This is a genomic window from Alterotamlana spongicola, from assembly GCF_035818475.1.
Classification (GTDB): domain Bacteria; phylum Bacteroidota; class Bacteroidia; order Flavobacteriales; family Flavobacteriaceae; genus Cognatitamlana.
The window spans coordinates 274,171-289,213 of record NZ_JAYMGV010000002.1 but is presented as its reverse complement, the minus strand read 5'-3'; the positions used below and the strand labels follow the sequence as shown (position 1 = coordinate 289,213).

14 protein-coding genes are annotated in these 15,043 nt (G+C 33.6%); 9 read left to right on the top strand and 5 right to left on the bottom strand.

The genetic code is table 11. The features are described 5' to 3' along the window. From VOI54_RS13630 to VOI54_RS13620, 3 genes are read right to left on the bottom strand one after another with little or no spacing between them, the layout of a single operon-like run. Positions 1–1,407 (bottom strand): bifunctional UDP-3-O-[3-hydroxymyristoyl] N-acetylglucosamine deacetylase/3-hydroxyacyl-ACP dehydratase, encoded by a 1,407-nt coding sequence (locus tag VOI54_RS13630; protein ID WP_326283393.1) that lies wholly within the window; start codon positions 1,405–1,407, stop codon positions 1–3. Beyond that, entirely contained in the window at positions 1,398–2,420 is a 1,023-nt protein-coding gene (gene lpxD, locus VOI54_RS13625) for a UDP-3-O-(3-hydroxymyristoyl)glucosamine N-acyltransferase (RefSeq protein ID WP_326283392.1), read from the bottom strand. The genes VOI54_RS13630 and lpxD overlap by 10 nt, the downstream gene beginning before the upstream one ends. Positions 2,421–2,470: 50 nt before the next feature. Beyond that, positions 2,471–3,691, bottom strand: a complete 1,221-nt coding sequence (locus tag VOI54_RS13620) for an HD domain-containing protein (RefSeq protein ID WP_326283391.1) — start codon at positions 3,689–3,691, stop codon at positions 2,471–2,473. 39 nt (positions 3,692–3,730) lie between these two features. Between VOI54_RS13620 and porX the strand changes: the two genes are divergently transcribed. The 4 genes from porX to VOI54_RS13600 all read left to right on the top strand — a co-directional run bounded on the left by porX (position 3,731) and on the right by VOI54_RS13600 (position 6,692). Beyond that, a complete protein-coding gene (porX, locus tag VOI54_RS13615) occupies positions 3,731–5,284 on the top strand; it encodes a T9SS response regulator signal transducer PorX (RefSeq protein ID WP_326283390.1) in 1,554 nt (517 codons plus the stop codon). Positions 5,285–5,376: 92 nt separating this feature from the next. Next, on the top strand, positions 5,377–5,781 hold the full coding sequence (tsaE, locus tag VOI54_RS13610; RefSeq protein ID WP_326283389.1) for a tRNA (adenosine(37)-N6)-threonylcarbamoyltransferase complex ATPase subunit type 1 TsaE: 405 nt from the start codon (positions 5,377–5,379) through the stop codon (positions 5,779–5,781). 196 nt (positions 5,782–5,977) lie between these two features. Next, a complete protein-coding gene (locus VOI54_RS13605; protein WP_326283388.1) occupies positions 5,978–6,193 on the top strand; it encodes a hypothetical protein in 216 nt (71 codons plus the stop codon). A gap of 10 nt (positions 6,194–6,203) precedes the next feature. Continuing rightward, complete coding sequence (locus tag VOI54_RS13600; protein WP_326283387.1) at positions 6,204–6,692, top strand: hypothetical protein; 489 nt, start codon at positions 6,204–6,206, stop codon at positions 6,690–6,692. Positions 6,693–6,696: 4 nt separating this feature from the next. Here VOI54_RS13600 and VOI54_RS13595 read toward each other — a convergent pair whose 3' ends face one another. After that, positions 6,697–9,123 carry an outer membrane beta-barrel protein gene (locus VOI54_RS13595; protein ID WP_326283386.1) on the bottom strand — a complete coding sequence of 809 codons (2,427 nt, stop codon included), beginning with the start codon at positions 9,121–9,123 and terminating at the stop codon, positions 6,697–6,699. 187 nt (positions 9,124–9,310) lie between these two features. Here VOI54_RS13595 and VOI54_RS13590 point away from each other — a divergent pair, with 187 nt between their 5' ends. The 4 genes from VOI54_RS13590 (at position 9,311) to VOI54_RS13575 (ending at position 12,673) form a co-directional block, all read left to right on the top strand. Continuing rightward, positions 9,311–10,510, top strand: a complete 1,200-nt coding sequence (locus VOI54_RS13590; protein ID WP_326283385.1) for an alanine dehydrogenase — start codon at positions 9,311–9,313, stop codon at positions 10,508–10,510. Positions 10,511–10,547: 37 nt separating this feature from the next. Further along, positions 10,548–10,919 carry a hypothetical protein gene (locus tag VOI54_RS13585; RefSeq protein ID WP_326283384.1) on the top strand — a complete coding sequence of 124 codons (372 nt, stop codon included), beginning with the start codon at positions 10,548–10,550 and terminating at the stop codon, positions 10,917–10,919. Between the two features lie 3 nt (positions 10,920–10,922). After that, on the top strand, positions 10,923–11,516 hold the full coding sequence (locus VOI54_RS13580) for a sugar transferase (RefSeq protein ID WP_326283383.1): 594 nt from the start codon (positions 10,923–10,925) through the stop codon (positions 11,514–11,516). 86 nt (positions 11,517–11,602) lie between these two features. Beyond that, positions 11,603–12,673, top strand: a complete 1,071-nt coding sequence (locus VOI54_RS13575) for a polysaccharide biosynthesis protein (protein WP_326283381.1) — start codon at positions 11,603–11,605, stop codon at positions 12,671–12,673. 2 nt (positions 12,674–12,675) lie between these two features. Here VOI54_RS13575 and VOI54_RS13570 read toward each other — a convergent pair whose 3' ends face one another. Continuing rightward, positions 12,676–13,854, bottom strand: a complete 1,179-nt coding sequence (locus tag VOI54_RS13570) for a proline dehydrogenase family protein (protein WP_326283379.1) — start codon at positions 13,852–13,854, stop codon at positions 12,676–12,678. A 96-nt stretch (positions 13,855–13,950) separates the two neighbouring features. On the opposite strand from VOI54_RS13570, the gene aroB reads away from it, so the two are divergent. Further along, a complete protein-coding gene (gene aroB, locus VOI54_RS13565) occupies positions 13,951–15,018 on the top strand; it encodes a 3-dehydroquinate synthase (protein ID WP_326283378.1) in 1,068 nt (355 codons plus the stop codon). Positions 15,019–15,043 lie beyond the last annotated feature (25 nt).

The window sequence follows — 15,043 nt, the reverse complement described above, 5'->3', positions numbered from 1 at the left end:
TTATTTTACTTTAGTAATTTGAGCCATTAGTTCGGCTTCTGCACATAATTTTCCATTAGAATAGGCATAACCCTGCATATGACAAATACCACGACGTATAGGTGTTATTAGTGTACATTTAAATATTAGCGTATCTCCGGGAACAACTTTTTGCTTAAACTTTACATTATCCATTTTCATGAAAAATGTCAGATAATTTTCAGGGTCAGGAACAGTATTTAAAACTAAAATACCGCCTGTTTGCGCCATAGCTTCACAAATTAAAACGCCTGGCATTACTGGAGCACCCGGAAAATGACCTTTGAAGAATTCTTCATTCATGGTTACATTTTTCATTCCAACCACATGATTTTCTGATAACTCAAAAACTTTATCTAACAATAAAAAAGGCTGCCTGTGCGGCAACATAGCCATAATTTGATTAACATCCATTAAAGGCGGTTGATTCAAATCTATATTAGGCACATTATTCCTGCGCTCGTTTTTAATAATCTTAGAAAGCTTCTTTGCAAATTGTGTGTTAATAAAATGTCCCGGTTTGTTAGCAATAACTTTTCCGCGAATTCTGGTACCAATTAAGGCTAAATCACCTAAAACATCCAGTAACTTATGCCTCGCCGCTTCATTTGGGTGATGCAATGTCAGGTTATCTAAAATCCCGTTTGGCTTTACAGCTATATTATCTTTCTTAAAAGCTACTCTAAGCTTTTCCATGGTTTCCGGTGAAAGTTCTTTGTCTACATATACAATCGCATTATTTAAATCCCCCCCTTTAATTAATCCATGCTCTAACAGCATTTCAATTTCATGTAAAAAACTAAACGTTCGCGAGTTTGAAATATCTTTTTTGAAATCAGAGATGCGGTTTAATGTGGCGTTTTGAGTTCCTAAAACTTTTGTGCCAAAATCTACCATGGTAGTAATTTGATATTCTTTAGAAGGCATTACTAATATTTCACTACCAGACTCTTCGTCCATATAAGACACAATATCTGTGATCACATATTCTTCTCTAAAAGCCTCCAGCTCAACAATACCTGCTTTTTCAATAGCCTCTACAAAAAACTTTGAAGACCCATCCATAATTGGTGGTTCTGAGGCATCAAGTTCAATAATAACATTGTCTATATCAAGTCCTACTAAAGCTGCTAAAACATGTTCGGATGTTTGAATAGTAACGCCATTTTTCTCTAAGCAGGTACCACGTTGCGTATTTGTTACATAGTTAGCATCTGCTTCAATTACTGGTGCACCTTCCAAATCGGTTCGCTTAAATGCTAATCCTGAATTTGCAGGAGCCGGCTTAAATGTCAAGCAAACATTTTTACCTGTATGTAAACCAACACCTTTTAAAGAAACCTCGTCTTTAATAGTTTTTTGTTTGATTTCAGTATTGACTATTCCCATTTATTTTTTTCTAAATCATTAATATTTTTAACTATGCTTGGTAAATTTTTAAAATGCACATAGGATTTGTTATAGTCCGAATACGGCAACGCAGGAGATCCCTGAAGCACCTCATTATCTTTTACATTTCTACCTATACCAGACTGCGCCTGTATTTTAACATTATTACCTATAGATATATGTCCAACAATACCAACCTGCCCTCCTATTTGGCAATTTTCGCCAATCTTTGTAGATCCTGCTATTCCTGTTTGGGCTGCAATTACTGTGTTTTTTCCAATTTCAACATTATGGGCTATTTGGATTTGATTATCCAATTTAACCCCTTGCCTTATAACGGTAGATCCCAAAGTAGCTCTATCTATAGTAGTTCCAGCTCCAACATCTACACAATCTTCTAAAATGACATTTCCTATTTGTGGAACCTTTTTGTACTCACCGTTTTCATTGGGCGCGAACCCAAATCCGTCAGCACCAATAATCACTCCGGAATTAATAACACAATTTTGTCCGATTACAGATTCAGAATAAATTTTAGCTCCGGAAAAAACTATGGAATTATCTCCTATCTCTACATTATCTCCTATATATACATTAGGGTAAATCTTAACATTATTTCCTATAACTGCATTGTCGCCTAAATACGAGAACGCACCTATATAGACCTGCTCACCGTAATTTGCCGAATCAGCAACAAAAACAGGAGATTCAACGCCTTCTTTATTGTTTTTTACCTGATTATAATACTCCAATAGTTTAGAAAAGGATTTATAGGCATCATCAACCTTGATCAAAGTGGTTTCCAATGCGTTTTCAGGCTCAAAAGTCTTGTTTACAATAGTTATTGTAGCCTTGGTTGTATAAATATGGGGGGTGTATTTAGGATTTGCTAAAAATGTTAAAGACCCTTCAAAACCTTCTTCTATTTTAGAAAGTCTGGAAACTTCAACTTCAGGATTCCCAACTACATCACCTTCCAGTATTCCTGCAATTTGTTGTGCTGTAAATTTCACACTGTAAGATATTTTTGTTTTTTGATTGACGCAAAAATAGGAAAAATGTACTAAAGTTTGCCCTTAGGATGACAGATATAATATTTAGTAACGGGTTTTGATAAGGCTTTTAGATTTAACTGATCTGAAGCCCTTATAATATCTTCAATTTTCCCCGATTTATGTAATATATTAATACGTGTGGTTTTTAATTGATAGGCCTGATTTGAAATACTCCCTGAAAACACAAAGTATTCTGCTTCATGTTTGGTAATATTATAATCCCGGATTAAAGATGCTATGTGCTTATCTAAAGTTTTGGCCTTTATACTTTTGTCCTTTAGTTTGATCTTAAGCAAATTTCTGTTAATTATCATTTCACACAATTTACTCAAGACAAAATCGTCATAATACTGCCATTGTTTCATGGCCGTTACAATATCATAATCATCTAATTGTGAAAAAACATTCAGTGTCTCTCCATTAAAATTATCTGTAGATATTTTATTATTTAAAAAATACATCAACGCTTTACTGGCTTGTAATTGATGTCCCAAATCATGTAATTCTTTAGCACGTTTTAAAACTCTGATCAGCAACTGTTCGGCAGCTAATCCGGTTTTATGAAGATAAACCTGCCAATACATCAAACGCCTGGCAATAATAAATTTTTCAACACTATAAATCCCCTTTTCTTCAATAACTAAAGCATCATCTACCACATTAAGCATAGTTATTAAACGTTCACTATTTATATTGCCTTCAGCTACCCCGGTATAAAAGCTGTCACGCTTTAAATAATCAGCTCTATCCATGTCCATTTGCCCAGAAATGAGTTGATACATAAATTTTCTTGGGTATTCGCCTTTGAATATTTGAATAGCTAGCGTTAAACTTCCGTTAAATTCTTCATTCAATTGCTCCATAAAAAGCAAGGAAATTTCCTCATGAGACACATTATTTACAATACTATGTTCCATAGCATGAGAAAATGGCCCATGACCAATATCGTGTAGCAAAATAGCAACATAAAGTCCTGTCTCCTCTTCTTCAGAAATTGTAACTCCCTTAAAACGAAGGACATTAACTGCTTGTTGCATTAAATGCACACAACCTATGGCATGGTGAAATCTGGTGTGATGTGCGCCTGGATATACCAGATAGGTCATTCCCATTTGGGTAATCCGTCTTAATCTTTGAAAGTATTTGTGTTGTATTAAATCAAATATCAGGGAATTTGGAATAGTAATAAATCCGTAAATTGGGTCGTTTAATATTTTAAGTTTGTTCAAACTTTAACTTTTAGCATTTAACATTACAAATATAACTATATGAGCATAATAAAAATACTTTGGGTTGATGACGAAATTGATTTGTTAAAACCTCACATTTTATTTTTGGAAAAGAAGCATTATAAGGTCACTACGTGTAAAAGTGGTACTGAAGCAGTAGATATATTGGATGATGAAAATTTTGACATTGTGTTTCTTGATGAAAATATGCCTGGGCTTACAGGTCTAGAAACCTTGAATGAAATAAAAGAAAAGGAAGATAACCTTCCTGTGGTTATGATTACTAAAAGTGAGGAAGAATATATTATGGAGGAAGCTATTGGCAATAAAATAGCTGACTATTTAATTAAACCGGTAAACCCCAATCAAATCCTTTTAAGTTTAAAAAAGAACCTAGACCATTCCAGGTTAATTTCAGAGAAAACAACTTCTAATTACCAACAGGAATTCAGGAAAATAGCTATGGATCTGGCTATGGTAAACAGTTATGAAGAATGGGTACATTTATACCAAAAATTGATTTATTGGGAAATTCAATTGGAAGACATAGAAGATGTTGGTATGTTTGAGATTCTGGAATCGCAAAAAAATGAAGCTAATATTCAATTTGGAAAGTTTATAGATAAGAATTATGCGAAATGGTTCAAACCCAACACAGATTCTCCAATTATGTCTCATACTTTATTTAAGGAAAAAATTGTTCCGGAAATCAGCAATGAGCAACCTACGCTTTTAGTAGTCATTGATAATTTGAGGTATGACCAATGGAAAGTTTTTGAACCTGTTATCAATAATTATTACAAAAAGGATAAAGAAGACGCTTTTTTTAGCATTTTACCTACAGCAACACAATATGCCCGTAACGCTATATTTTCTGGGTTAATGCCCGGTGACATGGAAAAACTATTCCCTCAGTATTGGAAAAATGACACAGATGAAGGTGGCAAAAATATGCACGAGGCCGATTTTTTAGAGACCCAAATGAAACGATTAGGGTTAAATCATATTAGCTATGAGTATCATAAGATAACCAATTTGAGGACCGGTAAAAAATTAGCTGGGAATTTCAAGACTTTAAAAAATAATGATCTCACGGTAGTGGTATATAATTTTGTGGATATGCTTTCACATTCTAAAACGGAAATGGAAGTGGTTAAAGAGCTGGCTTCTAACGATAAGGCCTATAGATCACTAACTTTAAGTTGGTTTAAAAATTCACCGCTTTTAGAAATGATACAACAGGCTCAGCAATTAGGATTTAAGCTCATCTTGACTACTGATCATGGTACTATAAATGTTAAAAACCCGTCTAAGGTTATTGGAGATAGAGATACTAGCCTTAACTTGCGTTATAAAACCGGCCGTAGTTTGACTTATGACCAAAAAGATGTATTGGTTGCTAAGAAACCTAAAGATTTGCATTTACCCTCTATAAACATGAGTAGCTCATATATTTTTGCTAAAAGCGACCTGTTCTTTGCCTATCCTAATAACTACAATCATTATGTAAGCTATTACAGAAATACGTATCAGCATGGTGGTGTATCTTTAGAAGAAATGATCATTCCCTATGTGGTTTTTACACCAAAATAAATCTATGAAATACACAAATATCCGATGAAATACGTTTTTATTTAGGTTTTATCAGAATTTATTATTAATATTGCTACTAAAACTGGCTAAAATTGAAAATCAGTTACAAACTAAATGAGGTTGAGCAGGTTGCAAAACAACTCATTACGCAGGCAACAAGTAAGACCTTGTTATTTTATGGTGATATGGGGGTTGGCAAGACCACACTTATTAGCACCATTGTAAAACTATTGGGTAGCCAGGATGAGGTAAGTAGCCCCACCTTTTCAATAGTTAATGAGTATCAATTAGATAATGATAAAATTTATCATTTTGATTTGTATAGAATTAAGGATCTGGAAGAGGCTTACAATTTCGGCATTGAAGATTATTTAGATTCAGATCATTGGAAATTGGTTGAGTGGCCAGAAAAAATAGAAGACATTTTATTTCATGATTTTGATAAAATCGAGCTAGAATTAGATACAAACAGTACCAGAATTTTAGCTCTAAATTAAATATATAATAACCAATAAACTGTAGTACATATAAGCATAAACAACAAATTCCACCACCTATTTTGGGGTTTTACGGGAAACCCACAGCAGAAATTTTAAGAATTATTGTTTTTAACATTTTTTTAACATTTAAGCTCAAACTCCAGAATAGCCTTTAGTTACATTTGGGTAATTAATTAATTAAATCCCTTAAAAAATGAAAACTAAAACATTTGTAATTGCAATCGCAATTTTTGGAGGTTTGTTGTTTACGGCTAATTCAACTGAAACGTTAAGCCAAGATGAACAGCAATCAACAAGAATCGAAAAAAAATCTAGACCTATCGTCGCAGACTCAAAAATCGAAAAAAAATCTAGACCAATTGTTGCCGAAGCAAGAATCGAAAAAAAATCTAGACCAATCGCTGCTTAAAGATAAGCATGTGAGTAGAAAGTTGGTTGTAGGTAGTGTAATAGCTACAATTATAGCTATTACACCTTATTTATTTACCTTATATGAGAGTGTCCCTAAAACACAAATTTGGGACACTTTTTTATTTACATATGACAGCGCTTTATGGGGGGATGCTAATTACGCTATGTGGGTAATAACTGGCAAATTAATACCGTTATATCTATTATTTTTATGGTTCTTTACCTGTCGTCATTGGTGGTATCATGCCTTATTAGTACCAATAATTATGTATATTTTTCAAATCTTAACAGTGTTTAATGCAGATTCCAAGTTTATAGATGAGTTTCAACTAATATATCTATTACCAATAATGGCGCTTGTAATCCCTACAATTTATTTAATAAGAGCTAGAATGTTTAATAGACTGAATGTGGCAACAAAAAGTATGCAAGAATTGGAGGACGAGTTTAAAATATCGCCAAAAAACTTTTGGGGCAAGATGAAACAGTATTTTTAAATTATTAATTATTACCTAACCTATTCCGTTCTTCTAAATCAATTTTATTTTGATTATTTTGTAACTTTATGTTTCCAAATTTATAATTAAATCCAAAAACAAACATTCTATTTTCTCTTTTAGAAATTACAAAACTATCCTGACTGGCGTATTTTGTTTTAACTGTAAAGTTTTGTGTATTAAAAATATCAGTTACCCCAATATTGAAAGAAGCTTTATTATTCCAAAGTGTTTTTCTTAAATTTATATTTAACCCAGCTATCGTACTGGCATACGTAGGCCCTTCTGCTGTTGGAGACATATGCGTATATGACACATCAGCTATTAAACTTTTGTTTTCCAAAAATGTAAAATAATTAATGATTTCTGCATAAATGGACCACTTGTCCGTAAAGAACAAATTATTATCAACTCCACCTGGTTCAAAAAACTTATTTCTATAGTAGAAAGTAGAAGTTAAAATGTACAAATTCCAACGTGGCAATATTTGTTTATATGTTGTAAAATCTAATCCATAAGAAAAAGATAACTTTGTATTAGTATTTTTATACACTAATTGATTGTTGTCATTATCTTGGAATATAAACTCTAATGTTGGATTTTTTTCATTTCTATAGTATACTTCAAAAGTATAATCTTTATTTAAAATATAGCCTAAAATAAATTGATCATCAATTTGAGGCTTTAAATTAGGATCCCCTGTACTATAGGTGTTATCATTTAAAAAATATTTAAAAGGGTTTAATTCACTATAACGAGGGCGATGGATACGCCTACTATAATTAAAATAGATCTCGTTATTATCATTAACACTGTTTGATAAATAAAATGTTGGAAAGAACTTTATGTAATCGGTATCATTAACTTGATTCGTGGACAAGGAGTTTCCTTTTAGATCTGTATACTCTGTTCTTAATCCTAATTTTAAACTCCAGAATTCCCAATCCTTAGCGTAACTAGCATAAGCCGCATAATTGGTTTCATCATATAAAAAGATGTCTGAGTTTTCCAGGTCTTCTTGTTTAAGGTCATTTTCAAAACTAAACTGATCTAATATATTTTTGGAATTAATATGAGACACCTTTGCTCCGGCTTCAAACTGCCCGGAACCCTTTAAAGGTAACTCATAATCTATTTGCCCGGTATACAGTTTGATTTCCTGGCTGGAAAAGGTTTGAAACCGGTTATTCCTAATCATGGTCTCATCCGGAAAAAAATAATCGGTATCTACATTTTGAAAACTTGAGAAATCATAATTAGTATGGTGGGTGCTAATCGATAGTTTCTCTCCTTCTTTTTTAAAGTTATGGTTATAATCAAGCGTAAAAGCTAAATTAAAGGTTTCGTCCACCTTAAGGCTTTCTGTTTTAAATACAGAATCCAGTACTTTATTATATCCAAATACATCAGTAACAGAATTAGCCCTGGTTTTTGTGTTGTCCCGGGGTGCTATAAGCATACTGGAGGAAAGCCCTAAGCTGTTACGATCATCAAAATCATAATCAATATTAGCATTAATGTTTTGATTAGCCGTTCTACGGGTTCTTTTAAAATCAGTTTCCCAGCTAGATGTGATTTGATTGTCAGTCATAAAATTGATAAATTCATCTTTATAGCTGTAATCTTTTCTCGGGCTGATACTATAATTCACATAGGTATTGAGCTTTTTAGCCTTAAAAAAATGACTGGTTCCCAAAGCATACTTAGGAAACTGAGACCCCTGTTTGTAGTTACCAAACACACTGCCATGATACCCGGCAATAATATTTTTACCGGAAACAATATTCAGTACCGCGCCGCCTTCGGCATCATATTTTGCCGGCGGGTTGGTGATCACTTCTATGGATTTAATATCATTAGCCGAAGTCCCTTCCAATAACTGCAACACCTCGCTTTCAGATAAATGAACTCGTCGGTCATTAATATAAACTATTGGTGTGGATTGTTTAACAGAAATGGAGCCGTCATGAACCATCACGCCCGGGGTATGTTTTAAAACATCTAAAACATTATTATTTGACAGCGTTGAGTTTTCTACATTAAACACCAACCGGTCCACAAGGCGTTTTACCGTAGGTCTTTGGGCCACAACTGTCACCCCGTCTAGTTCTTCCAGGTTTTCCTCAAGAACGATGTTTTCAAAATGAATATCCCGTTCCAATTCAACCCTAGTGTTATAGCTTTTAAACCCCAAAAACCTGATGCTTAAAATATAGTCTCCCGTTTTAAGATTTTCTATTAAAAAATTACCGTTATCATCCGTAGTAGTTCCTTTCATAGCTTCTGAAGCACCAAGACTGGTTAACGTTATGTTAGCATAGGCTATTGGGGTATTAGTATTATCTTTAACCATACCACTTATACTGAATTCTTGAGAGAAGCCTATTAACGGCAATAAACAAATAAAATAAGTAATGATTTTTTTGCTCATATAGTAGTCTGTAAAGCAAATGTAGTACAATTAATTGAATCTATTCTGAGGTAAACCCATAATACTTTTTTATGTTTTTCTTACAATTAAGAAGGTGTTTTTTGTTATAAGAAAAATACAGTAAACATGTATTTTTTAGGGGCAATAAAAAATTTATTTGTAATTTGTTTTTAATAATCTAACTATCATGTCTAAAAAACTATCACCGTTCACCAAACAACAGCTTTTACCTCAGGAAGAGACCCTGGAAATACTCAAAAAAAAGGGTGAATTGTTTATTGGCTTACCCAAAGAAACGGCTTTCCAGGAAAAGCGGATTTGCTTGACACCGGATGCTGTATATGCTTTGGTTAATAACGGGCATAGGGTACTTATGGAATCCGGAGCCGGGACCGGAGCTAATTTTAGTGATAAAGATTATAGTGAAGCCGGAGCTGAAATCACAAAGGATACAGCCAAGGTGTTTTCATGCCCCATGGTTTTGAAAGTAGAGCCCCCTACCCTTGACCAGATCAAGTTGCTTAACCCACAAACCATTTTAATATCTGCACTTCAGATAAAAACGCAGTCAAAAAAATATTTTGAAGCTTTAGCATCCAAACGTATTACGGCATTGGCCTTTGAATTTATTAGAGATACTGATGGCAGTTATCCTGCCGTGAAATCCTTAAGTGAAATTGCCGGAACGGCTTCCATTTTAATAGCTGCCGAGTTATTATCGGAAACTCAAAATGGAAACGGGCTCATGTTTGGAAATATAAGTGGGGTTCCTCCAATAGAAGTGGTTATTCTTGGCGCTGGAACCGTAGGTGAATATGCGGCAAGAAGTGCTATTGGTTTAGGAGCAGGTATTAAGGTATTTGATAATTCAATTACTAAACTACGGCAAATCCAAACGCATTTAGGGAGACACTTGTTTACATCAACCATTCAGCCTAAAAATTTATTAAAAGCTTTAAAGCGTTGCGATGTTGTTATTGGAGCGGTAAGAGGCACTAACAGGTCGCCTATTGTTGTAACAGAAGCTATGGTACAACATATGAAAAAGGGGGCTATAATTATTGATGTGAGTATAGATATGGGAGGTTGTTTTGACACCAGTGAAGTTACTACTCATAAACAACCTACGTTTACAAAACATAACGTTGTACATTATTGTGTTCCAAATATTCCTGCCCGATATCCACGTACCGCCTCCGTTTCAATAAGCAATATCTTTACGCCTTACTTATTAAAAATAGCCGAAGACGGTGGTATTGAAAATTCTTTAAGATTTGATAGGGGTTTAAAAAATGGATTGTACTTTTACCACGGAATTTTAACTAGCAAATCCGTTGGAGAATGGTTCGATTTAAACTATAGTGATATCAATTTGCTTATATTTTAAAACAGAAATCTCTGGATTGCTCCCTTAATTTTGTTACATGAAACTTATACAACGTATTGGCTATTATCTTGGTGGATTTTCTATAGGCTTAATCATTTTAGCATTCTTTTTAAATGGTAAAAAAACGTCTTGTAGTTATGGTCCCGAAGCCCGTGTTTTAAAAAATATAAACACCAAAAAAACAGCTTTTAGTCATAAGGTTAAAGAAACCATAAAAAAGGAAAATCTGGATTCCGTTCAAATTCATAATGTCTTAAAAAGTGGCGCTATTGATTTTTCAAAGAGCTCTCCCAGACAAGAACCATGTGGGGTGTACCTGGTAGAGGGAAGCATTAATGATACTGAGGTTTCAATATATGTTGAAAATTGCGATAGTATTGCTACCATAACTAACCTTAAACTGAATTAGGCCATGCTTAAACGCAGTTTTGACCTGGTTTTTTCTGCCATAGGATTAATTGTTTTACTTCCTTTTTTAATAGCCATAGCCGTACTCATAAAATTGGATTCTAAAGGCCCGGTTTTTTTTATCCAAGGACGTGTTGGCAAAAGCAATATAGATTTCAATATCTATAAATTTAGAACCATGCGCGTTCAATCTGACAAACAAGGGTTATTAACTTTAGGCAACAATGATTCCAGGGTAACTAAAGTAGGCTATTTTTTAAGGCGCTATAAGATTGATGAATTTCCGCAATTATTAAATATTATTAAAGGTGATATGAGTTTTGTAGGTCCGAGACCTGAGCTTCGCCATTATGTCAATTATTACAGTGAAGATGATATGGGAATATTTAAGGTAAGACCTGGTATTACTGGGCTTGCTTCCCTAAAATACAGAAATGAAGTTGAGCTGCTAAAAGCAGCGAAAAACCCTGAAGAATTCTTTATTAAAACCATTATTCCTGATAAATTAAAATTCAATAAAGACTATATAAAACGTAGAAATTTCTTTTTTGATCTAAAACTTATCGGCCTGACCATAATTAAAGTCATAACAAAGTAATTCTCCTCCTTTTTGGAGCTATCTATATTTATTTATACTTTGTGCCGTATTCCCTCCAAAATATACTGTAACAAATTATTGCCTCAATGGACAGATCAACAGCAAATCGTATTGACGAGTTATTATTGAACTCCGGCTTATTTCCATTTAAAACGCAAGTCAAAACTAAACCTGAATCCTTTGATTTTTCTAATGAAACCATTTTAGTCACCGGTGCCGCAGGAACTGTTGGTAGTGAAATTTCTAAACAATTGGTTTCTTCCAGGTTTAAAAGACTTATTCTTTTAGATATGGCTGAATCTCCCTTATATAGTCTCATTAAAGATTTAGAATTTGAAGACACTGAGCATGTTGATTTTAAACTTCTAAACCTTCGGAATGAGGCATCCATGACATTCCTTTTTGAGACCTATCGTCCCACTATAGTGTTTCATACCGCAGCTTATAAACATGTGCCCATGATGGAGCAAAATCCTTATGAAGCTGTAAAAACAAATGTTTTTGGAACTAAACTACTTGCTGATCTGTCTATTAAGTACCACGTTAAAACGTTTGTATTTATTTCTACAGATAAGGCTGTTAATCCAATTAATATAATGGGAACATCTAAATTAATTGGAGAAAGGTATTTAAACCAATTAAATGTCAAATCAAACACTCAATTTTTAATCACCCGATTTGGTAATATTTTAGGGTCTAACGGATCTGTTGTGCCATTATTCAAATCACAGATAGAATCTGGAAACCCAATAACGATTACCGATCCATCTGCCTCAAGATATTTTATCAATAAACAAAAAGCTTGTCTATTGATTTTAAAAATAGCGAAGAACAGCAGAGCCAAAGACAACTTTTATACATTTAATATGGGAGCACCTATCAAAATAGCAGATATTGCAAAACGCTTGATTCTATTATATGACGGTTTAATAAAAAAGCCTGATATTAAGTTTACAAGTTTACGCTCAGGGGAAAAATCACATGAAGATATAGTTGCTGGCGACGAAACTTTAGTTCCATTAGATAATGATATCTTTTTAATCAAACACCAAGTTGAACCAAAAATTCAAAAAACTATTGATTTTGCCCAGTTAAATACAATTACACCTTTTACATCTCATTCTAAGATACAATCAATTTTAGCAAATTACTTTTAAGATTAAAGTGTTTTTCTACGTGCTTTCTCTTTAGTCAATAAAGCCAGTTCTCTCCCGGTTTGTCCAGCAACTGAAGTATTCTCTTCTGCTCTTCTAATTAAATAAGGCATCACATCTTTCACAGGGCCAAACGGAATATATTTGGCTACGTTGTACCCCTGACTAGCCAAGTTAAAGCTAATATGGTCACTCATACCATACAATTGACCAAACCAAATACGTGGGTCGTTATTAAGTATTCCTTTTTCTGCCATCAATTGCATTAATAAATAAGAACTATCCTCATTATGTGTCCCTGCAAATATGGACATACTATCTATATTTTCAATCATATAGGCTAAGCCCCTATTAAAGTTTTCATCTGTAGCGGCTTTACTTACACAAATAGGCGACCTATATCCATTTTCTTTAGCCCTTTCATTTTCTTTCTCCATATAAGCCCCTCTAACTAGTTTGAACCCTAAAAAATAGTTGCCCGATCTGGCTTTTTTATGCGCTTCTACCAAATAATCAAACCTATCATGCCTGTACATTTGCAAGGTGTTAAATACAATTGGTTTTTCTGTATTATATTTTTCCATCATTTGAGTTACCAAGTCATCAGCAGCGTCTTGCATCCAGCTTTCTTCTGCATCAATTAAAATAGCCACATCACTGGCTTTAGCTTGTTTACATATTACATCAAATCGATTAACGACTCTATGCCATTCTTCGGTTTCAGCTTTTGACAGGTTATCTCCTCTACCCATTTTTTCATACAGTTCAAAGCGTCCAAACCCTGTAGGTTTAAAGACGGCTATTGGCATAGCTTTCTTACCTTCTGCAAACTCAATGATCTTTAAAATCTTGTCTCTTGCAGCATCAAACTCTTTTTCGTTTTCCTTCCCTTCTACCGAGTAATCCAAAACAGAACTAACACCCTTATGATACATTTTATCAATTACTGAAAGACAATCTTCTTCATTTACACCGCCGCAAAAATGGTCAAATACAGTTGAACGTATCAGCCCTTCAATTGGCAAATGTGCTTTTATAGCAAAGTTTGTAGCTGCTGTACCAATACGAACCAAAGGTTCTATAGAAATCATTTTAAATAAAAAGTACGCGCGCTCTAATTCTGAATCGTTTTTAAGCGAAAAAGCGATTTCGGTATTATCAAAAATTCGTTTCTTTTTTTGCATTATTCATAAAATTTACTGCAAATATAATTAACCATAAGTTATCATTTTATATAAAATCTCCTTAATTTCACAGCTTTAAAAAATGAGATTTATTTCATGGATTCTATTACCTATAAAGACTGTACAATTCATTTTAATGATACTTGTTATGTTTCTGTAAACAAACATCTTAAAGAAAACAATTTCTCGAAGATCTTTATTTTAGTGGATGAAAACACTCATCAGTATTGCTTACCTATTTTTTTAGAAAAATTAAGTACCGATACTGCTATTGAAATTATTGAAATAGAATCAGGCGAAGAAAACAAAAACATTGACACCTGCGTTGGTGTCTGGAATACTCTTTCTGAACTGAATGCTGATAGAAAAAGTTTAATGATAAATATTGGGGGTGGCGTAATAACAGATTTAGGAGGCTTTGTAGCCTGCACGTTTAAGCGCGGTATTGCCTATATAAATGTCCCCACTACCCTACTTTCAATGGTTGATGCTTCTGTAGGTGGTAAAACTGGTGTTGACTTAGGGCATTTAAAAAATCAAATTGGCGTAATCAGTAACCCGGATCTGGTGCTTATTGATACGCATTTTTTAAATACTTTAGCTCAAAACCAAATGCGTTCCGGGCTTGCCGAAATGCTTAAACACGGGCTTATTACAGGTGAGCATTACTGGAATAAATTTCTAGACTTATCTAAACTGTCTTTACATGATTTGGATACGTTAATTCACGAATCTGTTATCATTAAAAAAGAGGTTGTTGAAGAAGATCCTTTTGAAGATGGCCTACGAAAAACCTTAAACTTTGGTCATACACTTGGACATGCCATAGAATCTTATTTCCTTAGCAACCCAAACAAAACCACCTTGTTACATGGAGAAGCCATTATTGTAGGTATGATTTTGGCCAGTTATATTTCTACTGAATTAACAGGTTTTCCTAAACAAACAACATTAGATATTAAACAATTATTTATAAGCTACTACGGGAAGGTTGATATTGATAAATCTGAACACAGTGCTATTATAGAATTATTAAAGTATGACAAGAAAAATAATCATGGAAATATTAATTTTGTATTGCTTGAATCTATAGGAAAACCAGTAATTGATTGTTTGGTTGATGATGAGATAATAATAGATGCATTTAATTTTTATGCAACCTAATAGTAATTAACCCAAAATATTGTAC